This window comes from Marinobacter nanhaiticus D15-8W (assembly GCF_036511935.1).
Classification (GTDB): Bacteria; Pseudomonadota; Gammaproteobacteria; order Pseudomonadales; family Oleiphilaceae; genus Marinobacter_A; species Marinobacter_A nanhaiticus.
In genome coordinates, this window is the sequence record NZ_AP028878.1 from 1,712,869 (window position 1) to 1,735,576 (window position 22,708).

The following is a 22,708-nucleotide window of genomic DNA, read 5'->3' on the forward strand; positions in this document are numbered from 1 at the left end:
TGACCCTCCTTGCAGTTTGTCGTCTGGAAATGGCATTGGGAGCCATTCTTCCACATCTTGATACGACGAACCAAAAGAGCCCGCACCGGCGGAACCGTTGCGGGCTCTTGGTCTGTGGCTATTCCAACCGATGGAAAAGCCTTACATGCCTTCTTTCACGCCTTTCTCAATCCGGGCACCGATTTCCGGGTCGATGTTCTTCCAATACTCGAAGACGCGAGACAGCACGGGCTCCTTGACGCCCCCGGACACATGGCCGACGACGTTGCTGACCAGCCGATCACGAGCGGCCTGGTCCATGACCTTGTTGATCATGTCGCGGGCCTGGCTGTAATCGTCGTCGCCTTCCCGCAGGGTGTAGGCGGCGCGGACCATGTCTCCACTGGTATGCCAGGTGGAATCGGTCGGATAGCGCTCGCCATCGGCGGATGGGCCACCCTTGGAGTTGGGCGCATAGACCGGATCAGAGACCTTGTTGATCCGCATGGCGCCGTCCTTGCTGTAACTGTGCACCGGCGCGACAGGCTGGTTGACCGGAATCTGCTTGTAGTTGACCCCAAGGCGAGCCCGGTGCGCATCCGCATAGGAGAAGACACGGCCGATCAGCATCTTGTCCGGACTGATCCCGATCCCGGGTACGAGATTGTTCGGCTCGAAGGCCGCCTGCTCGATCTCGGCATGGTAGTCAGTCGGATTCCGGTCCAGGGTCAGCTTGCCGACCTTGATCAGCGGATAGTCACCGTGCGGCCAGACCTTGGTCAGGTCGAACGGATTGATGCGATAGGTTTCCGCGTCCTTGAACGGCATGATCTGCATATACAGCGTCCAGCTCGGATATTCGCCACGCTCGATGGACTCATACAGGTCGCGGGTGTGGTAGTCGTTGTCCTCACCACAGATGCGATCGGCGTCCTCCTGGGTCAGGCACTCAATGCCCTGGTCGGTCTTGAAGTGGTACTTGACCCAGAATTTTTCGCCCTCGGCGTTGGTCCACATGTAGGTGTGGCTGGAGTAGCCATTCATATGGCGCCACGTCTTGGGAATGCCACGATCCCCCATCAGCCACGTCACCTGGTGCGCAGATTCCGGGGATAGGGTCCAGAAATCCCACTGCATGTCGTGGTCACGCAAGTGGTTGTCGGCGCGGCGTTTCTGGGAGCGGATGAAGTGCTGGAACTTCATCGGATCACGAACGAAGAAGACCGGCGTGTTATTGCCGACCATGTCGTAGTTGCCTTCGCTGGTATAGAACTTGATCGAAAAACCGCGCGGGTCGCGCCACGTATCGGGGCTGCCGCGTTCGCCTGCCACTGTTGAGAAGCGAATCACCACATCGGTCTTGGTACCGGGCTGGAATACGGCCGCCTTCGTGTACTTGCTGACGTCTTCGGTAACTTCGAAGTGGCCGAAGGCACCACCGCCCTTGGCGTGAGGCTGGCGCTCGGGAATGCGTTCCCGGTTGAAGTTGGCCATTTGTTCGATCAGGTAATGATCGTGCAACAGTAGGGGGCCGTCCGGGCCGATGGAGAGCGAGTGCTCGTCGCTTGCTACCGGTATACCGGCATCGGTCGTTGTCGGTTTGTTATTACTGCTCATCGTGAGGTCTCCCTTGTCTTCACTTTGAAGCGATGTCCAACACGTACCCGGTCATCATCGAGGCGTTTTAGCGAGCCCCGGTCGTCCTGGATGAACGAGAAACTGCCTGGCGGAATAATCGCGCTTAATTCAACGTTAAGCCTCACAATCCTCAGATCAGAGCGAGCGTCAGTCAATCAATAGGCCCGATAGGCTGTGCCTTTCGCAGGACCCTCTCAATAGCTTTTCTATACTGTTGGACTCCAGGTCTGGCGGGGATTGGGCCTGTTCCGGGCCCATCAAGGGTGAGCTCGCCCCAGCTATTCATGGAGAAGATTTAAGTTTGCTGATGCCGCACCGGAGGGAATTCATCTACAAACTAAAAAAGCCTCTCGCATATGACGTTCTGGGCTGCGGCTCCCGAGAAGCCGCGTGCGCAACTGTGAAGTCGATGTGCAGATCAGTTCCGAACTGGCGCCGGGGTCTATTTGGGTATGCTTACCCTGGAGCGGGAGGATCATCGTAAACCCTGGCGGGAGATTACACGGGGTTATTTGCGGCGTGGACAGAGGACACTTGGAGAGTCGTCGGCCGCTTGTTGATCGCTCCCGCCAGGAGGTCGAGTTTATTCTAGAACCCGTGCAGTTCCCGTACGGCATCGGCGAACAGTTCAGCCACGGGTACCACCGTCACCTTGCTGCCATCTTCGGCCTCGCGTTGGGGTTTGACACTGTCTGTGACGAAGAGCTGGTCCATAACGTCCGTATCGTAGAGCTTCTCCGAACCGGGGCGGAACAAGGCATGGGTAATGACGCCATAAACCGCTGTCGCACCCTTGTTCCTGCAGGCCTCCACTGCGCGTAGCAGCGTCGTCCCGCCAGAGACCATGTCGTCGATGACGATGGCCACGCGGTCAGTCATATCCCCCACCACGGCATCTCCGTAAACCTCGCCCTCGCTCCGGTGCTTCTCCAGGAAAGCCGTCGGGGGCGTCTCGCCGGTAGCCTCGGCCCAGGCGTCACGGAAACGGTCTGCGCGTTTGGTCCCGCCAGCGTCCGGGGAGACCACCACGACGGGCTCTTCGCCGATGTGCTCGCGGATTCTATCGACGAACAGATGGTGCGCTTCGAGATGCATTGTCCGGCAGCGGAACGCGTTGTCGAATGCCGCCTGGTTATGCACCTCCAGTGCAGCCACGCAGTCGGTCCCCATGGATTCCAGCAATTGGGCGACGTAGCGTGTCGTGATCGGATCGTGCTCCTTGGTGCGCCGGTCTTTGCGCGCGTAGGCGAGATAGGGGAGCAGGGCGGTAACGTGGTGGGCGCCAGCGTCCTTGACCGTCGCGACAAAGAACAGCAGCCGCATCAGCTTGTCGTTGACGTTATGACCTTCGTCGCCAAACAGCGTATGCAGGATAAAGACATCCCGGCCGCGAACGCTCTGCAACGGACGGGTTTTATGCTCGCCGTCCTCGAACTCCCGGAGCTCGTGTTCGCTCAACTGGATACCAAGAGCATCGGCGACATCCTGGCCCAGGTGTTCGCTTCCTTCCAGGGCAAACAGCAGCGGCTGGCTTTCCATATCCTCTCCTTGTTTTCGATGGGCGTGCCGTCACGATGCTACGCAACTCACGGGTTTGTAAATAAACGAGTTATAGATAAGCGCACTAGCGATGAAAAACGGTCCATAACCGGTGACGCCCGCCGCTGCGCAATTCAGTAATGGTGCTACTCTTTATACCAGAACGTGTTATACCAGAACGTGCTTCCTACAGAGAAAGCGCTTCTGTCTCGAGATTACTTCAGGTAAAGACGTGATCGGCCCCGAAGAGGATTCGGACCCATGCTCGACTACGTGGCGCTGTTCATGCTCGTGTTTGTGGTGATCGTACTGTTCTACGGCATCATCGCCATTCACGACATTCCCTATGAGATCGCCAAGAAGCGCGGTCATCCCCATCAGGACGCAATCCATGTGACGGGGTGGATCAGCCTGCTGACGCTGCATATCCTCTGGCCCTTCCTGTGGATCTGGGCAACACTTTATCGCCCCGATCGTGGGTGGGGTTTCAAGGACGGGCGCTCCGACCATGAGCATCTGGCGAGCCTGGAAGCCCAGGTCGCCGAACTCAAGAAACGGCTGGATCGTTACGAGAGCGATCGTTCCACGAACGAACCGGGGGCCTGAGCATGGATTTGCTGCTGATCCTCACCTATGCCGCCATTTGCGTGGTGATCTTCAAGGTGTTCCGGGTGCCGTTGAACAAGTGGACTGTTCCCACCGCGGTCCTGGGCGGCGTGGTGCTGATCGGCGCATTGATCATGCTGATGAACTACAACCATCCCTATTCGGAACGCGCGCGCAAGTACGAACTAACGACGCCGATTATCCCTAGCGTGTCAGGGCGCGTGGTCAGTGTCGAAGCGAGACCGAACGCGTTGCTCGAGAAGGGGGATGTACTCTTTCGGATGGATCCGACGCCTTACCAGGCGGTTGTAGATTCCCTCGAGGCCCAACTGAAATCCGCCAGGATGGATCTCGACCGGGCAACCCAGCTGGCGCAGCGAGGGGCCGGCCCCAAAAGGGACCAGGATCTGGCCCAGGCTCGCTACGATGACCTGACAAGTCAGATGATTGCGGCTCAGTACAATCTGGACGAAACAATTGTCCGGGCGCCCACGCGCGGCTATGTCTCCCAGGTCTTCCTGAGACCTGGTATGCGCGCGGTCAGTCTTCCATTGCGGCCCTCTATGGTATTCGTGCACCAGGAGGCAGATTTGTTTACCGGCTGGTTCAGGCAAAACAGCCTGCTGCGGCTGGAGCAGGGCGATGAGGCCGAGGTGGCCTTCGATGGCATTCCCGGCCAGGTCTTCCGTGGGGAGGTTGAAATCGTAGTGCCCATCCTGGCCGAGGGACAACTCCAGCCGTCAGGGACGCTGGCCATCGACGTCGCCCCGCCGGGCCGTATCCCGGTTGCGGTACGCATTACCGACCCAGCCTTCGACAAGTACCGTCAGCAACTCCCGGGCGGCGCCTACGGCCAAATGGCCCTCTACAGCGACCATTTTCACCACGTAGCCATCATGCGCAAGATCCTGCTGCGGATGTCGGCGTGGATGAACTATGTCTTTCCTTTCCATTGAGCTTATCTGAATTTTTTGTCGAGCTTTGGTGAGATATGGGAAGCGCCTTATCCATGCTGGCCTAAAGCTTGTCTTCCGGCGGCTCCGTCAGGGACCGAAGAGGCCTGCTTTCGCACTGGTAGAAATACCCATTGCCAATTCTAAGAAAACCGAGCAACCGAGTTGCAAGAGCAGTTGTATGATGTATGATAACCGACAAGCTCGCCTGTTATTGGGCACGACGAAGTCGTGAATGCGACTGCCAGTGTCGGAGCAGGGGGTGTGAAGGCCAAAATTGACAGCACAAAAACAGGAAAATGTCATGAAACAGCTCCTAACCCGGGCGAAGGTTGCCCTTTTAGCCCTATCCCTTGTCGCGCCCATGCAGAGCTTTGCTGCCAGTGATGCCATTCGCGGTAACGTGCGTGTCGTTATAGGCTCATCCTCGACGGGCGGGGATACCTATCAAGCGTCCAGCATCATTGCTGATGCGCTCTCAGAGAATCTGGGTGTCAATTTCAAGGTGGATGCCGTTGGCTCCTCTGCCGCATTCCGGACGCTGGAGCGAATCTCCAACGGCAGCACCATTATGATCTTCCATGATCAGGCGTATCTTGGACATTTGTATGGCACGCCCGGTTACGACAATATTTTCGAGAACTTTATCGTCGGCCCGACGTTTGCCATCAACCCCGGCAACGCGTATCTCGTCCCGAAAAATTCTCCTTACAAAACACCTCAAGACGTTATCGATGCGGCAGGTAGTGGTAAGACGGTACGCGTCGCCATCCAGCCTGGAGGGGTGTCAGAGATCGGCTATAGCGCGCTGAAGAATGCGGTGCGGCTGCAATATCCCGGTAAGGAATCCAATCTGGTGCCTCTAAATACCGGATCCCAATCAGACAAGAACCAGACGCTATTTGATGGGCTGGCCGACGTGATCAACGGCACCGTCCAAGCAAATGAGCAGTACACCCGCCTTCCTGCTGATGACCAGAAAGCCATGCTATTCCTTTGGCTCACAGCACGCCATGACACGATTGAGCAGGCCAACGCAGAAGGAATGGGTAAGACCAGCCGCGAAGACCTTCTGAAATATGTCGAGCCGGCCGTTACCGTCCCTATGGGAGACGATGAGAACTTCACGTTCGATAAGGAATTCTTCTTCCTCTATAACAAGGAGACGGATCCCAAGATTATCGAGGCGATCGATACCGCTCTCGCCGAGATATTCGAGGCTGGAAACATCCAGAAGGTCCAGAAGAAGTCCTTCTTCATCCCGAACTTCAAGCCATCGAGTGAAGCCCAGACTTACCTCAAAGACAAACGTGACCGTTACGCTGACATCATCGAAGCGTTGAACGAATAGCGACGGTTGTGGAGGGCTGGTGCCGGTCGCCATCCCTCCTGTCTTTACTGGAATGGCTCCCGGCATGTCCTGCGTAGTCGCTGGATCTGCCGCCGTTGATAGGTAGAGGTATTGTTATGGGCGAGCAACTTCACGCCTTGATGGAAGTCTCGGTCGACTTCGATAAGTCGCACCTGTTCTTTCCGACAATCATCCTTTCGCTGCTCGGCATCCTCCTGGTGTGGATAGCGATTGCCAATCACAAGACGCTACTTGCAAAGGTGAAAGGCGAGCAGGGTGGTTTCGCGTTCTTTACACCGGGGGCGGATAAGTTCCGGCTCTTCAGCACCCTGATCCTGGTCACCGCCTACTTTTACCTGATGGATGTCGTGGGCCAGATGTTTCCCAACACGGGGTTGGGTTTCCTGTTGACCTCCATCCCGTTCGTGTTCCTGCTATCCCTCGTTTATGTGCATGGCGTTACTGCACGTGTCGTGCTGATCATTACGCTCAATGCCGTGATTGCTCCGCTTTGCGCCTGGTACGTCTTGGGGCAATTGTTTGGGATTACGCTTCCATAGGGGCGCTTTGACATGGAATTTATAGCACTACTGTCTCCTGAATATTTCCTGCTTGCCGCTGTTGGTTGCCTGATCGGTATCATTTTCGGCGCGATCCCCGGAATGACGGCAACGATGGCCGTTGCCGTCTGCCTGCCATTGACCTATTCGCTGGAACTCCAGCAAGGCCTGGCCTTGCTCCTGGGTTTGTATGTCGGTGGTATCTCCGGCGGTATGGTGCCGGCCGTGCTGCTTAACCTGCCGGGTACGCCATCGTCCATAACGACAACGTTCGACGGGCACCCGATGGCCAAGAAGGGCGAGCCCGAGCGGGCCCTGAAGATCTGTATCGTGGCGTCGGTGTTCGGCGGCCTGTTCAGCGCCATCCTGCTTTTTTTCTTCGCGCCGTTACTCGCTGATTTTGCGATCAAGTTTTCCTACATCGAGAAATTCCTGATCATCTTCTTTGCGCTGACGGTTATCGCATCCCTCTCCAAGAACGTGTTGGCCGGAATTTTCAGCGGTCTGTTGGGCGTCCTGTTGTCACTGGTTGGGGCCTACGAGATCTCCGACGGCGGTAACGGCGAGTACCGCCTGATTACCGACAGCATGGAGGACTACCTCTACGCGGGCTTTGCTTTGCTGCCAGTGCTGATCGGCCTGTTCGGCTTGGCCACGATTTTTGACGAGGCCGAGAAAGGCATCAAGGAGAATACCAGCGAGGACCAGGTCGCGTTATCCAAGGGCAAGCGCTTCAAGTTCAACGTGTTCAAGGGCCAAGGGGTCAACCTGGTGCGCTCTTCGTTCATCGGCACGTTCGTGGGGATGCTTCCGGGTATCGGCGGTAGCGCGGCTTCCGTGCTGTCCTACACCCAGCAGAAGAACATGTCCAAGAACCCGAGCCAGATGGGTAAGGGTGCGCCGGAAGGGCTTATTGCCTCTGAGTCGGCCAACAACGGTCTGACGGGCGGTGCGTTGATTCCGCTTCTCTCACTGGGTATCCCGGGGGACAGCACGACGGCTGTGCTTATTGGCGCCTTCACGCTGCAAGGCCTGCAGGTTGGCCCGCTGTTTATCGGCGAGAACCTTGAGATGTGGTACGCCATGGTCGTGGCGCTGGTCTTTGCCAACCTGGTGATGTTTGGCTTGATGTATTTCGCCATTCGCCACATTGCCAAGGTGGTGATGGTACCCAAGTACATTCTTTACCCGATCATCATCATGATGTGTGTCATCGGTGCCTATGCGATCAACTACGGCATCATGTTTGACGTGTGGACGCTGTTGATCTTCGGCATCTTCGGATGGGCCGCGACCAAGATAGGCATCGAGGCGGCCCCGTTGGTCATCGGTTTCATTCTCGGTGGGTCCGCGGAAGTCTACTTCGTCAAGAGCATCGAATCCTACGGCAACCTGACGATCTTTTTTACCAAGAGCCCCATTGCTGTTGTGCTGTGGATCCTGATTATCGCTTCCCTGGTGTTCTCGGTCGTCGTTCATCGCCGCAACAAGCTTCAGGCTGCTCTAGAGGAGGCTAACGCGTGAGTGTTGAAGCGAATACGAAGCCACTGGTTATCCGCATTAAACCTGAGGATAACGTCGCTATTGTCGTCAATCCCAAAGGACTACCCGAGGGGACCGAGCTCGAGGATGGCACCATGCTGATCGAGGGTGTTCCGTCAGGTCACAAGGTGGCCCTGGCCGATATCGGGAGCGACGAACCGATTGTCCGCTACGGCGAGGTGATAGGTTATGCGCTCGAACCGTTGCCCCGCGGACGCTGGATACGCGAAACCCTCGTGCAGCTCCCGACACCTCCGGGGCTCGATAACCTGCCGATGGCAACGCGGCCTGCTCCGGAAGCCGCCCCGCTGGAGGGCTATACCTTCGAGGGATACCGCAACGCCGACGGCACCGTAGGCACGCGAAATATCCTCGGTATCAGCACCAGCGTGCAGTGTGTCGCGGGTGTGACCGACTATGTGGTCAAGCGCATCAAGCAGGAATTGCTACCGCGCTATCCAAATGTGGATGACGTCGTCGCGCTCAATCACAGCTATGGCTGCGGGGTGGCGATAAATGCACCGGCCGCCATCGTGCCGATCCGTACCCTGCAAAACATGGCGAATAACCCCAATTTCGGGGGCGAAGTCATGGTAATCGGCCTGGGATGCGAGAAGCTGCAACCCAAACGACTGCTGGGGGAGGGCAATGATGAGCAACCACTGCGTATTATCGATCCGGCCGAAGAGATCGATCACATCCTCAGCCTGCAGGATGAGCAGTTTGAAGGCTTCGGCGAGATGGTTGACGGGATCCTGGAAATGGCCGAAGCCCACCTGCGGAAGCTGGATCGCCGCCGTCGCGAAACCTGTCCCGCCAGTGAGCTGGTGGTCGGCGTTCAATGTGGCGGCTCCGACGCCTTCTCCGGTGTGACGGCGAATCCGGCCGTTGGTTTTGCCTCCGACCTTATCGTTCGCGCCGGTGGCAGCGTCATGTTTTCCGAGGTGACCGAGGTTCGCGATGCCATTCACCTGCTCACGCCGAGAGCGGCCGACCGATCGGTAGCAGAGGCGCTGGTCCGTGAGATGGACTGGTACGACAACTACCTGACCCAGGGCATGGCTGACCGCAGTGCGAATCCATCTCCCGGTAACAAGAAGGGCGGCCTGAGTAACGTGGTCGAGAAGGCGCTCGGCTCCATTGTGAAGTCCGGTACCAGTCCGATCGTCGACGTTCTGGGTCCTGGCGAACGTATCCGCAAGCGCGGCCTGAACTTTGCGGCGACGCCGGCGAGCGACTTTATCTGCGGCACGTTGCAGTTTGCCTCGGGGATGAATCTGCAAGTGTTCACCACGGGACGGGGGACTCCCTATGGCCTGGCAGTTGCGCCGGTCATCAAGATGTCCACTAACAGCACGTTGGGCAACCGCTGGCACGATCTGATTGATCTGGATGCCGGACGGATTGCTACCGGTGAAGCAACGATAGAAACGCTCGGGTGGGAACTCTTCGAGATGATTCTTGATGTCGCCAGCGGGCGCAAGGTCGTCGCCGCCGATCGTTTGGGTCTTCATAACGATCTGGTCCTGTTTAATCCAGCGCCAGTGACTTGATGTAGTAGGGATGCGTGGTTGAGACGACCGCTGCATGTTGTATGATGTATTACTAAGTGACCGGGCATCGAAACTCTTCTGCCGAGTATGACCACCCAGGTGGGCGCCCGAAAACGACAGATCGAGGATTATTAATAATGACACTTTCAGTAGAACGTATCCGCCAGTCCCTTAGCGACGGCCTGCTTTCGTTCCCGATCACCGACATGGACGCCGAAGGCCGCTTCAATGTCGAGACCTATCGCCAACGCATCGAGCGTTTCGTGGAGCAGGGCGTATCCAGCGTGTTCGTGGCTGGCGGTACGGGTGAGTTCTTCTCCCTGTCGCTGGATGAGTACAGGCAGATCGTCAAGGCAGCTGTCGAGGTCGTTGACGGCCGTGTGCCGGTGATTGCCAGTGCCGGCCGTAGCGTCCCGGACGCCCGGGCCTTCTGCAAGGCCGCGGAAGAGGCGGGCTGTGACGGTATCCTGCTGATGCCGCCGTACCTCACTGAGTGTCCGGTAGAAGGTGTGGTCGAGTATGCAAAAGCGATCATTAACAGCACCTCGCTGCAGGTGATTTACTACAACCGCGGCAACGGCATTCTCGATGCTGAAAGCGTAAAGGCGCTGGCGGCGGACTGTCCGAACCTGATCGGCCTGAAGGACGGCGTCGGCAATATCGCCGCCCTTAACGACACCATCAAGACCGTGGGCGATCGCCTGGTCTATATCGGTGGCGTTCCGACCGCCGAGATTTTTGCCGAGGCTTACCTGTCTGTCGGCGTGAATACATACTCTTCAGCCGTCTTCAACTTCATGCCGGAAATGACAATGAAGTTCTACAAGGCGCTGCGCGGCGGCGACCAGGCCACGGTGTCGTCCATCATCAAGGATTTCTTCATTCCGTTCTGCCGCCTGCGCGATCGCAAGAAAGGTTATGCGGTCAGCCTGATCAAGGCCGGTGCGGACATTATGGGCCAGCCGGCAGGCGACGTGCGCGCTCCACTGACCATGCCGACACCGGCGGACCGCGAGGCACTTGCGGCCATCATCAACAACAATCGTTGACCGCGGTATCACGTCCCCTGGACAGGCAACAGCAAGAACAAGGGCCCTGTCCAAACCTTTGAGTGAGGTATGCGCATGTTTACAACCATAAAGAAGATGTCCGTGGTGCCGGTCGCCGGCTACGACGGCTTCCTGCTGAACCTCAGCGGCGGGCATGCCCCGTGGTTTATCCGGACGGTGGTGGTTCTGGAAGATAACGACGGCAATATCGGCCTGGGCGAAATCCCGGCAACGGCTTCGATCATCGATACCCTGGAGAAGTGCCGCGAGCTGGTGGAAGGCCAGTCCGTGGGACGCTACAAGGCCATCATCAGCCGTGTGCGCGAGGCCACGTCGGGACAGGCGGACGACGTCCGTGGCAATCAGACGTTCGATCTGCGCACTGCCGTGCATGTGATTACTGGCATCGAGTCCGCGCTACTGGACCTTGCTGGCCAGAGCATGGGGCTACCGGTGGTCGAGCTGCTGGGTCAGTTCGGGCGCCAGCGCGACGAGGTCGAGGCCCTCGGCTACCTGTTCCTGTTGGGCGATCCGAAGAAGACGGACCTGCCGTATCCGACCGCCGACGATCCTTCCGACGATTGGGACATTGTTCGGACCCAGGAGGCCCTGACGCCCGAGGCTGTTGCGCGGCTGGCCAAGGCCGCCTACGCCCGTTATGGCTTCAGGGACTTTAAGTTGAAGGGCGGCGTCCTCGATGGCCACCAGGAAGCTGAATGTATCGCGGCACTCTATGACGTCTTCCCCGAGGCCCGGCTGACTCTGGACCCTAACGGCGCCTGGACGCTCAAGCAGGCGGTGGAATACCTCACGCCGGTCAAGCATATGCTCAGCTATGCCGAAGATCCCTGCGGCCAGGAAGGCGCATGGTCGGGTCGCGAAACCATGAGCGAGTTCCGTCGCCAAACGGGCCTGCGCACGGCGACCAATATGGTCGCCACCGACTGGCAGCAACTACGCAACGCGGTTCGACTGGACTCCGTGGACATCCCGCTTGCCGACTGCCACTTCTGGACCATGCAGGGCGCTGTCGCCGTGGGTGAGCTATGCAACGAGTGGGGCATGACCTGGGGTTCTCACTCCAACAACCATTTCGATATTTCACTGGCGATGATGACCCACGTGGCAGCTGCTTGCCCAGGCGAAATCACCGCTATCGACACGCACTGGATCTGGCAGGACGGCCAGCGGATCACCAAGGACCCGCTGAAGATCCGTGGCGGCAAACTCAAGGTTCCGGAAAAGCCCGGCCTCGGCATCGAACTGGATCGCGAAAAGCTGGAGCAGGGGCACGCGCTGTTCAAGTCCCTATCTCTCGGTAAGCGAGACGATGCCATGGCAATGCAGTACCTGATTCCGGGCTGGACCTTTAATCCCAAGCGCCCCGCGCTTGTTCGCTGATCAGCTCATGGGGTAATGTAACTCGGCCGAATTGGATTGATGATGGAAACAACAAAAATGGGAAACACTGGCTCCTCCGGTAGTACGTTCAAGGTTGAACCCGTCAAGCGCACGGGCAGCCTGGCGACGCATGTCGCTTCGCAGTTGGAGCAGATGATTGCCCAGGGGCAGATTGCCATTGGCGACAAGTTGCCGACCGAGAGCCGGTTGTGCGACATGTTCGAGGTCAGCCGCACCGTGGTCCGCGAAGCGATTACCCAGCTCAAGTCGCTGGGCCTGGTCGAGACGCGCCGTGGTGTTGGCACGACGGTCATGCGTAATCAGCCCGCTGAAACCCTGTATGCGTACACCATCAATCCCACGGCCGTGGAAGATATCCTGAACATCCTGGAACTGCGTCTCAGTGTCGAGACCAAGGCGGCGGAATTTGCTGCGGTGCGCCGGAACGAACAGGATATCGAACGGCTCGAACAATGCCTGGATCGCTTTGACCAGGCCCTGGAAAAAGGGGAGTTGGCCCGGGACGAGGATCTCGCGTTCCACCTCGGCATCGCCAGCGCCACCAAGAACCCGTTTTTCCGACAGTTCTACGAGCAGTTCAACAAGAACATCATCCCCAGAGCAAAGATCGTCAATACCAGTCTCGATCACCCGGCGACCGAGCAGTACCTGGACCGGGTGCGTCAGGAGCACCGCGAAATCCTCGACGCTATCAAATCGGGACAGCCCGAAGCGGCCAGTAAGGCGATGCACAAGCACCTCTATCGTGCCTATCACCTGTACGAGAAGTACCGCACCAGCAATGAGTTCGACTAACGCTAGCTGACGTCATTTATGACGCAGTGGCAATGGCTCGCACTTTGTAGCCATCGACTCATAGCCGCGGACCTTTCTCCGAGTACTGGCCTGACTGAATGCGCTCCGGATCGTCTGGAGTGCAGACAATCTTTAATGGAGATGCAGATGACTATTCTTGGCGAAATGCTCATTGGCTCACGCGCCGTGAAGGGCAGCAACGGGCCGATCCACGCAATCAATCCTGCCACTAACGAGACCCTGGAACCGGTCTTCGCCGGCGGTACCGAAGCAGATGTGGATTCAGCTGTAGAACTGGCCTGGGACGCCTTCGCCAGTTACCGCGAAACGGCACCCGAAGCCCGCGCCACGTTCCTTGAGACCTGCGCTGACGAGATCCTCGCCCTGGGCGATGAACTGATCGAGCGTGCCGTGGCCGAGTCCGGCCTGCCCCGGGCGCGGATCGAAGGCGAGCGCGGTCGTACGATGGGTCAGTTGCGTCTTTTCGCCAGCGTCGTGCGTGCGGGCAACTATCTTGATGCCCGGATCGATCCGGCCATGCCCGACCGTGAGCCGATGCCGCGCGCCGACCTGCGCATGCGCATGATCCCTCTGGGTCCGGTCGCCGTTTTCGGCGCCAGCAACTTCCCACTGGCGTTCTCCGTGGCAGGTGGCGATACCGCCTCTGCGCTGGCTGCGGGCTGCCCGGTTGTGGTCAAGGCGCACTCTGCGCATCCCGGCACCTCCGAACTGGTCGGCCGCGCCCTGCAGAAGGCTGTGGCCAAGTGCAACCTACACGAGGGCGTGTTCTCGCTAATCTTCGGCGCTGGCAACGTCGTGGGTCAGGCGCTGGTCGCGCACCCGCGCATCAAGGCCGTAGGCTTCACCGGCTCCCGTTCCGGTGGCACGGCGCTGATGAACATCGCAGCCAATCGCCCGGAGCCTATTCCGGTGTATGCGGAAATGAGCAGCATTAACCCGGTATTCCTGATGCCACAGGCGCTCAAGGCGCGGGGCGAAGCGATTGCCAAGGGCTTTATCGGCTCCCTGCAAATGGGGGCAGGCCAGTTCTGCACGAACCCGGGTTTGGTGTTTGCACAGGAAGGAGAGGACCTCGACAACTTCCTGAAAGTCGCTGCTGAGGAACTGTCCCAGGCCGGCACGCAGACCATGCTCACTCCGGGGATCCATAAGGCCTATTGCAGCGGCATGGAGCAGCTCAAGGGCAACAGCCGCGTCACCGAGGTCGCGACCGGCCAGGATAGCGACCAGCCCAACCAGTGCCAGGCGGGCCTGTTCGTAACGACTGCGGAAGACTTCCTGGCGGATGAGAGTCTGTCCGCCGAGGTGTTCGGATCGACGTCCCTGGTGGTCAAGTGCAAGAGCGTCGACGACTTCGCCCGCGTTGCGGATCAAATGGAAGGTCAGCTGACGGCAACGTTGCAGCTGGACGACGGCGACCACGATGCCACCCGCAAACTGCTCCCGGTGCTTGAATACCGTGCAGGGCGCATCCTCTGCAACGGCTATCCTACCGGCGTGGAAGTCTGCCATGCCATGGTTCATGGGGGCCCCTATCCGGCGACTTCCGACAGCCGCACCACCTCTGTCGGTTCCCTGGCGATCCAGCGCTATGTGCGCCCGGTTTGCTATCAGGACCTGCCGCAGGAGCTGATGCCGGAGAGCCTCAAGGATGGCAATCCACAAGGCATTCGCCGCTTGGTGGATGGTCAGGACCAACGCTAGACGATCCGCTCTCATATCTTTGGTTTCTTCCGGGTGGCTCTATAGGCGCCCGGTTCGGAGCGATCCTCTCCTTGCCCCGTGAGAGCGGGGCCTTTTTGGTTCAGGGAGGTACCTGTGTCAGAACCGAATTCAGATACTCGCTCAGCAACCCGGGCAGAGCGGCATGTGCTCGTCGTTGGCGCCATTCGACCGGCCCAAATGGCCGAGCTCGAAGACCTCTATATACTGCACCGATTGGACCAAGCCACTGATTCCGACGTCTTGATTGCAAACTTTGGCGAGAAGATCGAGGTGGTGGTAACCAGCAACGGCGTGGGTTTTTCCCGCGAACTACTCGATCGGTTGCCCAATCTCAAACTGGTGTCGTCCCAGGGTGTCGGCACAGACGGACTCTGCGTCGAGGCCTGCAAGGCCAGGGGCGTCCATGTCGCCAACACACCTGACGTACTCAACGATGACGTGGCTGATATGGCGCTGATGCTCCTGCTCGCCACGGTACGACGTCTGCTGCCCGGTGACCGTTGGGTCAGGGGAGGGCACTGGGTGCGCGATGGGATGATGCCGCTTAATCGCTGCGTACGCGGAAAAAGACTGGGCATCGCGGGGCTCGGCCGTATCGGTAAGGCCATAGCGCACAGGGCCGAGGCATTCGGGCTGGATATCGCCTATTACGGTCGTCGGGAGCAGCCCGAGGTGGATTATCCCTGGTACGACGATCTCCAAGCGTTGGCGGAAGACGTGGATATTCTTGTGGTTGCGCTACCGGGTGGCGAGCCCACACATCGACTGGTAGGTCGCTCGGTGCTAGAGGCGTTAGGTCCTGACGGCTATCTGGTCAACATCGGTCGCGGTTCGGTTGTGGACGAGCCTGACCTGGTAGAGGTGCTATCTAGCGGCATGCTGGCCGGCGCGGGACTCGACGTCTTTGCGGATGAGCCCAACGTGCCTCAGGCGCTGCTGGATATGGACAACGTTGTCCTGCAGCCCCATTGCGCCAGTGGCACCGAGGAAACGCGCCATGCCATGGCACAGTTGGTGGTGGATAACGTGGCCGCCTACTTTTCCGGTAGCCCCTTGCTGACGCCGGTATAGCGTCCATCGATGGAGACAGCGCTGTTTTTCCAGGTCTTCACCGTCACGGGTCCGGTGTTCGCGATGCTGATTGCCGGCGTATACCTGCGTAAGGCACGGCTGATCAACGATGCGTTCATCGCCACGGCTTCGAATCTCAGTTTTCGGGCCCTGATGCCCACGCTCCTGTTTTTCTCGATCCTCCAGGCTGACTTGGATACGGCGCTTCAGCTTGATCTTATCGGCTATTTCTACCTTGTTACGCTGCTGACTTTCGGGTGGGCGTGGCTCTGGTCATTGAAACGCGTTCCGGTGCGGGACCGGGGTGTCTACGTGCAGGGTGCCTTTCGCGGCAATTGTGGGATCATCGGTCTGGCCCTGGCAGCGAGCCAGTATGGCGTCTACGGCCTGTCCACTGGCGGGGTGATTGCCGGCATCGGCATCGTGCTCTTCAACGTGTTGTCGGTCGTCGTATTGGGTATCTACAGTCCGACATTTGAGAGCGATATCAAATCGGTGCTCAGCAACCTGGCGCGCAACCCTCTGATCCTCAGCGTGTTAGCTGGACTCCTGGCGTCTTGGGTGGGGCTCGGGCTGCCGGAATGGGTGATGGTGTCCGGCGATTATTTCGCGTCCATGACCCTGCCACTGGCGTTGGTCTGTATTGGTGGGTCGCTTTCCCTGGGTTCGTTGGTGGATTCGGGACGTTTGGCTATCAGTGCCAGCCTGATCAAGGTGCTCTGGACCCCGGCGTTGTTTACCGTCATCGCCTGGCTGATCGGTTTCGAGGGCCGCGACCTGGGCATGCTCTATCTCTTCCTCGCCAGCCCGACAGCCGCCGTCAGTTACGTTATGGCGCGGGCTGCAGGAAGCGACGGCAAGCTGGCAGCCAACATCATTGCCATCTCCACCGTTTTTTCCATGGTGACCATCATGTTCGGCCTTTATCTTCTCGAGCACTACGGTTTGATTTAACCGTATTCACCGCGCCAATGGCAGGTAGATATACTCGTACCCGATGGCCACTGCTACATACAGCAGTAATAGCGCCATAACGCGGTTGAACCAGCGAAAGAAAGCCGGATGGTGGATGCGTTTGCCCACCAGGCTACCTACCAATGAATAGCTCCCCGGCGCACCGATGGCGAGCAAGGCCAGCACGCCTGACCAGAGCACCAGCGCAATGCCGTGGATACCGACGCCGGGAAACTGGATGGTGGCAATCGGCAGGGTGGCGACGATGCCCTTTGGATTGAGGAGCTGGGTGACCAGACCCTCCCGGAAGCGCAATGGACGTGTGGCCCGGCTGTTTTCCTCGATCTCGACGCTGGCCCGTAGGATCTTGAACGCCAGGTAGGCGATGTAGGTACACCCCAGGACGCTCACCAGGATAAGGCCGTTGCCTCCGACGACGTTGGAGCCGACCCAGCCAAAGAACAGGAACAGGATCAGCATGGCCGTGCCAACGCCCACGTAGAAGCCGGACGATGCGCGGAAATGGCCATTGATGCCGGAATTCAGGCCGAGCAGGTTCACGGGCCCAGGCGTGTACATCACGCCTATGGCGTAGGCGAAGATCTCAATCATGGTTAAACCTTTGGGATGCGGGTAGCGAGTGCGCCGTCAGGCTGTGACGCTTTGCTGGTACTGCCTGGGCGTCATGCCGTAGATGCGTTTGAAGCGCCGGTTGAAGTGGCTCAGGTCGGAGAAGCCGTAGCGATAGACCACATCGTTGACCGGTTCGCCGGCCTCCAGGGCCGTTCGTGCCGCATTGATACGGCAGTTGATGACATACTGGTGCGGCGTGATGCCATACTGGCGCCGGAACAGGCGCAGGAAGTGGTATTTGGAAAGATTGGCGGCGTCGCTGATCTCTTCCAGCGACAGGTCCGCGTCGACATGATTGTGGATGAAGTCCTTGGCGCGCCGTAACAGCACATCGGCCCGCCGCGCCACCTCGTCCGGCTCGAATCGGCCGACGCGTTGAACAACCCGTGACGCGATCTGGTAAAGCGCGTGCTCCTGGTCGATACGGCTGCCGACATTGTTGGCAATCAGGCGTACGAGTTCCATGAGGTGTCCGCGCAGGACTGGGTCGTGCGTCAGGGTCTCGCTCATGCGGATATCGCTGGCTTCCTCCGCGCCCGCAGCATTGGCGAACAGCGGTTCGATCTGGCGGGGATGCACGTAGAGCATCACGTAGTTGAGCGGTTCATCGCCACCGGAATTGCCGTCGTGCACTGCGTCCGGATTGAGCTGGATAATGTTGCCGGGCGGGCTACGGTGATAGACGCCGTTACTGAAGAAATCCTGACGGCCGCTCAGGGTGACGCCAAAGGCGTATTCCTCATGTGCGTGCTTGTCATAGGTGAAGGTGTCCATGGCAGCTTCGAGTGCCGTCACTTCGGGCAAGTGCACGCTTTTGATAAATCGAAACTGACTGTCTTGTTCCATTGCCGATTCCCCCGATGCTTAAGGATACTTTAAAACGGGTATGAGGGAATGGCTTGGACAATATTGCTCGAATGGACCATGCCGTAAAACTGGCCCTGAAGCTATCAAGGAGATTGAATCATGCCTTTTGTCGGCGAAGTGGAAACCCGCTGGATCGTGGAGGAAGGTCTCGACCGCCGTATGGAGCTGTTGGCGCCGTTTGCCTTCATCGATAGCGAGGGCCGTACCTGGCCCGCTGAGTCGGGCGACGTCATCAATGGCGCCAGCCTGCCGGAAGCCATCTGGTCACGCCTGGCGGGGACGCCCTTCGTGGGTGATTACCGCAGGGCTGCTGTGGTACATGATGTCGCCTGCAATAAGCACATCCGCAGCTCTCGGGACGCCCACCGCATGTTTTATGAGGCCATGCTCGAGGACGGCGTCGATCACCGGCGCGCCATGCTGTTCTATGTAGCCGTACGGGCATTCGGCCCCAAGTGGCAGGAGGGCGAAGCCCCGGCGCCTTTCGATCCGCAGTTGCCGGACGATCCTGATTTCAGCATCGTCGAGGCAGCGCTCGACAATGCGTTGGGAGAGTGAGTCAGTCCCGGTAAAACTTACCCTTTTCGCCGCCTCGTCCCGGCCTCGGTTAACTGCAGGTTCCGATATAAAAATTATGAGTTGGTGGCAGAGGCCGATGAAACCATGGCGATTCTTCTTCCTGGCGCAGTCTTCGGATAATCGCTGGTCGCTTTATCTTGCAACGGTTTGTGAGGCGGGCGGCGATGTTTGATAGGTGGGCATGAGGATGCGCGATATTTGCACCATTTAAAGTAGTATCGACGGGTTTACGCTTTAAACTGGTATGGCATATCCATGAACCGGAGACAGAATTGGGCGAGGTAGTTGGTAGTCCTGCAGCAACCACCGCATTGCGGCAACTTGAGGAAAGTCGTCACTTTCTTCTGCGGTTGATCCGTATGACGAGTTCGATCGAGGGGCTCAAACGGGGTATCGAGGATATGCTGGCCCAGGGGGAGCCGGCCGCGGACAGCGATCCGGAGGCGACCCAGTTTATCGAGGGCCTGGGGCGCAAGGTGCGCAACATGTCGGATGCAGAGGTGGCCTTACGGCTCGAAAAGCTGGACCTGAGGATGCATGGGTTGTTTTCCCGCATGATGCCATTGATTGAATGGATCAGCGCCGGCGAAGCACGCGTCGATGACCGGATGCTGGCTGAAGCCTCGAACGACATCGATGCCCTCAAACGCATGTCGCGGACAGCATTGGCCCTTCGTGGCATGCTCGCCCGGCGAGGCCTCAGCATTCCTGCTTTCCGCTTGCCTTTGGATCGGGCAAAGCTACAGAAAAAGCTCTTTGCCATCGCACGTGAAGAGCAACAGGCACGCCGGGAGGTTATCCAACAGGTCAGGGCCATGGGTAATGATGTGCGCATGTTGCTGGAACGAACCGATCTGTCTGCGGCAATGCGCCAATTACTGGAGCAGTTGCAGACCGGATTGCTTGCCAATCTTGAACATCTCAGAGCCGGGCACGGCGTCGCTGAATTGCCACTACCCATAGAGACCGCTGATTTCGGCATTGCTCTACCCGAAGCAGATCAGGCATCGTCGGAGGAGGACGAGCCTGTCGTAGTAAAGCCGACCTCAAGTTCAACCGTGACAGGCGGCAGCCAAGCGCCCGTGGAAGCGACACCGGACAGCGATAAGCCCTCACTGCCCGGTATGTTTCGTTCGGTATGGTTGTGGTTCAAGTCGCCTTGGGAAGTATCCTGGCGCGATATCCGACAGGGCAGATATCGCGGCTAGGTCTCCTTCACTTGCCCGTTACGTCCCTGATCGTTTTTCCAGCCGGTCAAGACGCAGGCGTTCCCGTTCGTCGAACAGGCGCCGACTGCCCAGGTTTACTGCGATTACCGAGCCAAACCCCGCCCCCACATTGATCGCGAACATCACCAGGATTTGATATTTAACCGCGACCCCCGGCGGGCTTCCAGCCAGGATCTGGCCCGTCATCATGCCGGGCAGGCTGACGATGCCGGCGGCCGCCATGGCATTTATGGAAGGAATCAGGCCGCTGCGCATGGCGTCCCGACGGATATCGCCTACCGCCTCGCGCCAGGTCTGGCCCAACATCAGCCGGGACTCGATCACCGATTGCTGGCGCCAGACTGCCTCGGTCAGGCGATCCAGGCTAAGGGCGATACCGGTCATGGCATTGCCGAGGATCATGCCCAGCAGGGGAATGGCATACTGCGGCGCATACCAGGGATTGGGACCGATAATGACGGTCAGCAAGAAAATCGTGACCGTAAACGAGGATACGAACATCGCGCCGGTACCCAGGCCGAAGGCCCAAGCGCCGGTCAGACGTCGGTTCTGACGGGCCATGACCTCTCGCCCGGCGACGAGCAGCATGACGATCGCCAGCAAGATCACCCACAGAACGCCGGCGTTGGCAAACAGCGCTTCGAGCACCAGTCCGATCAGGGCGAGTTGAATGACCGTGCGGAGGGCTGCGACCAGGAGACTTCTGGTCATGCCCAAATGCCCGAAATAGGTAAAGGCGGCCAGCAGCAGTACCAGACCTGAGGCCAGCGCCAGTTTCCACCAGGCGATATCGATCACGTCCATTATGTGGCCTCCAGGCGGCCGGACTGGAGGCGGAAATGACGATTGGCCACCCGGTCGATCTGCGCGGGGTCGTGGGCGACCCAGAGTGTAGGGATGCGGTGCGATCGAATCTGCTCCAGCAACCAGGTCTCCACATCCGCGACGCGATCCGGATCCAGGTTGCTCGTCGGCTCGTCCAGCAACAGGGCTTCCGGCTTAAGGACGAGCGTGCGCAGCAGCGCGAGGCGCTGACGTTCCCCGCTTGACAGGCGGCTGATGGACCAGTCGCTCACATCCTCATCGAAGCCCAGGGCCTTCAGATCATCCTGCGACAGGGAAGTTGGGAAGTGCTCTCCCACCGAATCGAACCACCACTGACTGTCTGCGGGGACCATGATCACCCGACGTCGCCAGGCATGCCCGGTCATGTCTTGCTGGTCTTGGCCGTTGAGTCGGATATGGCCATCGTGAGCTTCAATGTCGGCGATGGCCCGCAGCAGCCGGCTCTTGCCGCTACCGGAAGGGCCTGAAATGCACACGATTTCACCAGGCGCGACGGTTAGGCCGACGCCGCTAAGCTCGCCTACGGCGACATCGTCGAGGTTTAGGCAGCCGGGTTCAGACATGTTCGCTATCCGCTTTCCTCTTCATGGCGGGAAGGTGGGTCAAGAGGGGAAAGTGTAGCGGAATGAAGGTGTAGCGGAATAACCGTCCTTTGTTTGTGCTCAACTTGAGTAGACTCAGCTCGCCAGGTGTTTCCGGAAAAGCACCAGCGCGAACAGGAACACCACCAGGCCAATGCCCAGCAACGCCAGGAATTGAGGCCAGACGATGGACAGGTCGGCGCCCCGGTAAAGGATCGCTTGCGCCAGACTAACGAAATGGGTTGTGGGTGCCAGTTGCATGATGGCCTGGACCGCAGACGGCATGGTTTCGACTGGTGTCATGGCACCGGAGAGCATCTGCAAGGGCAGTATGACCAGGAAAATGAGCAGCCCAAGTTGCGGCATGGAGCGCGCCACGGTGGCAATGAGGATGCCAATGGAGGTGGTGGAGAAGAGATGCACCAGCGTACCGGCCAGGAACAGCAGGATCGAGCCCCTGACGGGCATGGCCAGGAACCCGTGGATAATAAGGGTGATCGATATCGCGGTAGCCAGCAGGATGACCAGGCCGTTGGCCCAGACTTTGGCCAGCATGATCTCCAGGGGACTGAGCGGCATCACCATCAGGTGTTCGATGGTGCCATGCTCCCGCTCCCGGATCAGCGCGGCGCCGGTGAGGATGATACTGATCATGGTGATCTGCTGGATCAGCTCCATGGCGCCGCCAAACCAGGTGCCATCGAGATTGGGGTTGAAGCTGGTGCGGGTAACCAGCTCCAGCGGCGAGGTTTCCCGGGAACTGCCAGCCGTGAGGAATTCCTGGGCTTCCGTGGTAAACAGTTGCTGGATGTAGTTGGATCCGATAAATGCCTGGCTCATGCGGGTGGCATCGATATTAAGCTGGATCGAGGGCTGGCGGCCCTCACGCACGTCCCGCTCGAAGCCGCTGGGAATAACGATGGCAAAGGTATGGGTGCCCTGGTCCAACACGCGGTCGATCTCGTGCATTCGGACGGTATCCGGTGGAAGGAACCAGGGCGGCTGCAGCGAATTTACCATCGCTTCAGATAGGACACTCTGGTCTTCATCGACCACGGCAACGGGCGCATTGTGAAGATCCGTCGAGCCGCCAGTCCCTGCGGTATACACCATGAAGGTAAAGGCAACCACGACGAAAATGAGGAGCACACGGTCCCGCCGCAAGCTGCGCAGCTCCTTGATGCCAAGGTGATAGACGTTCCGCAGGAAAGCCAT

Annotated in this window: 21 protein-coding genes; 14 read left to right on the plus strand and 7 right to left on the minus strand. The window is 58.8% G+C overall.

The window, feature by feature from the left end:
* Positions 1–141: 141 nt before the first annotated feature.
* The gene (locus RE428_RS07790) at positions 142–1,596 is read right to left on the minus strand and encodes a catalase (RefSeq protein WP_004581430.1); all 1,455 of its coding nucleotides are present in this window, start codon (positions 1,594–1,596) and stop codon (positions 142–144) included.
* A gap of 609 nt (positions 1,597–2,205) precedes the next feature.
* Complete coding sequence (locus RE428_RS07795; protein ID WP_004581431.1) at positions 2,206–3,156, minus strand: ribose-phosphate diphosphokinase; 951 nt, start codon at positions 3,154–3,156, stop codon at positions 2,206–2,208.
* A 261-nt stretch (positions 3,157–3,417) separates the two neighbouring features.
* On the opposite strand from RE428_RS07795, the gene RE428_RS07800 reads away from it, so the two are divergent.
* The 12 genes from RE428_RS07800 to RE428_RS07855 all read left to right on the plus strand — a co-directional run bounded on the left by RE428_RS07800 (position 3,418) and on the right by RE428_RS07855 (position 16,758).
* Positions 3,418–3,762, plus strand: a complete 345-nt coding sequence (locus RE428_RS07800) for a DUF3302 domain-containing protein (RefSeq protein WP_004581432.1) — start codon at positions 3,418–3,420, stop codon at positions 3,760–3,762.
* 2 nt (positions 3,763–3,764) lie between these two features.
* Positions 3,765–4,718, plus strand: a complete 954-nt coding sequence (locus RE428_RS07805) for an HlyD family secretion protein (RefSeq protein ID WP_004581433.1) — start codon at positions 3,765–3,767, stop codon at positions 4,716–4,718.
* A 301-nt stretch (positions 4,719–5,019) separates the two neighbouring features.
* Positions 5,020–6,066 carry a hypothetical protein gene (locus tag RE428_RS07810; protein WP_004581434.1) on the plus strand — a complete coding sequence of 349 codons (1,047 nt, stop codon included), beginning with the start codon at positions 5,020–5,022 and terminating at the stop codon, positions 6,064–6,066.
* 116 nt (positions 6,067–6,182) lie between these two features.
* Complete coding sequence (locus tag RE428_RS07815) at positions 6,183–6,626, plus strand: tripartite tricarboxylate transporter TctB family protein (protein WP_004581435.1); 444 nt, start codon at positions 6,183–6,185, stop codon at positions 6,624–6,626.
* 12 nt (positions 6,627–6,638) lie between these two features.
* Positions 6,639–8,150, plus strand: a complete 1,512-nt coding sequence (locus RE428_RS07820; RefSeq protein ID WP_004581436.1) for a tripartite tricarboxylate transporter permease — start codon at positions 6,639–6,641, stop codon at positions 8,148–8,150.
* Complete coding sequence (garD, locus tag RE428_RS07825; RefSeq protein ID WP_004581437.1) at positions 8,147–9,721, plus strand: galactarate dehydratase; 1,575 nt, start codon at positions 8,147–8,149, stop codon at positions 9,719–9,721. The genes RE428_RS07820 and garD overlap by 4 nt, the downstream gene beginning before the upstream one ends.
* A 137-nt stretch (positions 9,722–9,858) precedes the next feature.
* Positions 9,859–10,770, plus strand: a complete 912-nt coding sequence (kdgD, locus tag RE428_RS07830) for a 5-dehydro-4-deoxyglucarate dehydratase (protein WP_004581438.1) — start codon at positions 9,859–9,861, stop codon at positions 10,768–10,770.
* A 75-nt stretch (positions 10,771–10,845) separates the two neighbouring features.
* Entirely contained in the window at positions 10,846–12,171 is a 1,326-nt protein-coding gene (locus tag RE428_RS07835) for an enolase C-terminal domain-like protein (protein ID WP_004581439.1), read from the plus strand.
* A 57-nt stretch (positions 12,172–12,228) separates the two neighbouring features.
* Positions 12,229–12,987 (plus strand): FadR/GntR family transcriptional regulator, encoded by a 759-nt coding sequence (locus RE428_RS07840; RefSeq protein ID WP_004581440.1) that lies wholly within the window; start codon positions 12,229–12,231, stop codon positions 12,985–12,987.
* A gap of 147 nt (positions 12,988–13,134) precedes the next feature.
* Positions 13,135–14,712, plus strand: a complete 1,578-nt coding sequence (locus RE428_RS07845) for an aldehyde dehydrogenase (NADP(+)) (RefSeq protein ID WP_004581441.1) — start codon at positions 13,135–13,137, stop codon at positions 14,710–14,712.
* 114 nt (positions 14,713–14,826) lie between these two features.
* Positions 14,827–15,804 carry a 2-hydroxyacid dehydrogenase gene (locus RE428_RS07850; RefSeq protein ID WP_205624610.1) on the plus strand — a complete coding sequence of 326 codons (978 nt, stop codon included), beginning with the start codon at positions 14,827–14,829 and terminating at the stop codon, positions 15,802–15,804.
* 9 nt (positions 15,805–15,813) lie between these two features.
* Positions 15,814–16,758 carry an AEC family transporter gene (locus RE428_RS07855; protein WP_004581443.1) on the plus strand — a complete coding sequence of 315 codons (945 nt, stop codon included), beginning with the start codon at positions 15,814–15,816 and terminating at the stop codon, positions 16,756–16,758.
* Positions 16,759–16,764: 6 nt separating this feature from the next.
* On the opposite strand, the gene RE428_RS07860 is transcribed toward RE428_RS07855, so the two are convergent.
* Both RE428_RS07860 and RE428_RS07865 read right to left on the minus strand, forming a co-directional pair.
* The gene (locus RE428_RS07860; protein WP_004581444.1) at positions 16,765–17,370 is read right to left on the minus strand and encodes a LysE family translocator; all 606 of its coding nucleotides are present in this window, start codon (positions 17,368–17,370) and stop codon (positions 16,765–16,767) included.
* Positions 17,371–17,406: 36 nt separating this feature from the next.
* Positions 17,407–18,237, minus strand: a complete 831-nt coding sequence (locus tag RE428_RS07865) for an AraC family transcriptional regulator (RefSeq protein ID WP_004581445.1) — start codon at positions 18,235–18,237, stop codon at positions 17,407–17,409.
* A gap of 120 nt (positions 18,238–18,357) precedes the next feature.
* On the opposite strand from RE428_RS07865, the gene RE428_RS07870 reads away from it, so the two are divergent.
* Both RE428_RS07870 and RE428_RS07875 read left to right on the plus strand, forming a co-directional pair.
* Positions 18,358–18,816, plus strand: coding sequence for a DUF1353 domain-containing protein (locus RE428_RS07870; RefSeq protein WP_004581446.1), 459 nt, complete (start codon positions 18,358–18,360; stop codon positions 18,814–18,816).
* A gap of 293 nt (positions 18,817–19,109) precedes the next feature.
* Positions 19,110–20,045 carry a hypothetical protein gene (locus tag RE428_RS07875; protein WP_154660756.1) on the plus strand — a complete coding sequence of 312 codons (936 nt, stop codon included), beginning with the start codon at positions 19,110–19,112 and terminating at the stop codon, positions 20,043–20,045.
* Positions 20,046–20,063: 18 nt separating this feature from the next.
* On the opposite strand, the gene RE428_RS07880 is transcribed toward RE428_RS07875, so the two are convergent.
* The 3 genes from RE428_RS07880 to RE428_RS07890 form a co-directional block, all read right to left on the minus strand.
* On the minus strand, positions 20,064–20,870 hold the full coding sequence (locus tag RE428_RS07880) for an ABC transporter permease (RefSeq protein ID WP_004581448.1): 807 nt from the start codon (positions 20,868–20,870) through the stop codon (positions 20,064–20,066).
* Positions 20,870–21,475, minus strand: a complete 606-nt coding sequence (locus tag RE428_RS07885; RefSeq protein ID WP_004581449.1) for an ABC transporter ATP-binding protein — start codon at positions 21,473–21,475, stop codon at positions 20,870–20,872. The genes RE428_RS07880 and RE428_RS07885 overlap by 1 nt, the downstream gene beginning before the upstream one ends.
* 114 nt (positions 21,476–21,589) lie before the next feature.
* The gene (locus tag RE428_RS07890) at positions 21,590–22,708 is read right to left on the minus strand and encodes an ABC transporter permease (protein WP_004581450.1); all 1,119 of its coding nucleotides are present in this window, start codon (positions 22,706–22,708) and stop codon (positions 21,590–21,592) included.

Bases quoted from the DNA above. Each gene is read 5' to 3' on its own strand.
- RE428_RS07855 (WP_004581443.1), top strand. From the start codon at position 15,814: ATGGAGACAGCGCTGTTTTTCCAGGTCTTCACCGTCACGGGTCCGGTG.
- RE428_RS07800 (WP_004581432.1), top strand. From the start codon at position 3,418: ATGCTCGACTACGTGGCGCTGTTCATGCTCGTGTTTGTGGTGATCGTA.
- RE428_RS07820 (WP_004581436.1), top strand. From the start codon at position 6,639: ATGGAATTTATAGCACTACTGTCTCCTGAATATTTCCTGCTTGCCGCT.
- RE428_RS07845 (WP_004581441.1), top strand. From the start codon at position 13,135: ATGACTATTCTTGGCGAAATGCTCATTGGCTCACGCGCCGTGAAGGGC.
- RE428_RS07815 (WP_004581435.1), top strand. From the start codon at position 6,183: ATGGGCGAGCAACTTCACGCCTTGATGGAAGTCTCGGTCGACTTCGAT.
- kdgD (WP_004581438.1), top strand. From the start codon at position 9,859: ATGACACTTTCAGTAGAACGTATCCGCCAGTCCCTTAGCGACGGCCTG.
- RE428_RS07880 (WP_004581448.1), bottom strand. From the start codon at position 20,870: ATGGACGTGATCGATATCGCCTGGTGGAAACTGGCGCTGGCCTCAGGT.
- RE428_RS07870 (WP_004581446.1), top strand. From the start codon at position 18,358: ATGCCTTTTGTCGGCGAAGTGGAAACCCGCTGGATCGTGGAGGAAGGT.
- RE428_RS07790 (WP_004581430.1), bottom strand. From the start codon at position 1,596: ATGAGCAGTAATAACAAACCGACAACGACCGATGCCGGTATACCGGTA.
- RE428_RS07840 (WP_004581440.1), top strand. From the start codon at position 12,229: ATGGGAAACACTGGCTCCTCCGGTAGTACGTTCAAGGTTGAACCCGTC.
- RE428_RS07795 (WP_004581431.1), bottom strand. From the start codon at position 3,156: ATGGAAAGCCAGCCGCTGCTGTTTGCCCTGGAAGGAAGCGAACACCTG.
- RE428_RS07865 (WP_004581445.1), bottom strand. From the start codon at position 18,237: ATGGAACAAGACAGTCAGTTTCGATTTATCAAAAGCGTGCACTTGCCC.
- RE428_RS07885 (WP_004581449.1), bottom strand. From the start codon at position 21,475: ATGTCTGAACCCGGCTGCCTAAACCTCGACGATGTCGCCGTAGGCGAG.
- RE428_RS07860 (WP_004581444.1), bottom strand. From the start codon at position 17,370: ATGATTGAGATCTTCGCCTACGCCATAGGCGTGATGTACACGCCTGGG.
- RE428_RS07810 (WP_004581434.1), top strand. From the start codon at position 5,020: ATGAAACAGCTCCTAACCCGGGCGAAGGTTGCCCTTTTAGCCCTATCC.
- RE428_RS07890 (WP_004581450.1), bottom strand. From the start codon at position 22,708: ATGGCTTTCCTGCGGAACGTCTATCACCTTGGCATCAAGGAGCTGCGC.
- RE428_RS07805 (WP_004581433.1), top strand. From the start codon at position 3,765: ATGGATTTGCTGCTGATCCTCACCTATGCCGCCATTTGCGTGGTGATC.
- RE428_RS07835 (WP_004581439.1), top strand. From the start codon at position 10,846: ATGTTTACAACCATAAAGAAGATGTCCGTGGTGCCGGTCGCCGGCTAC.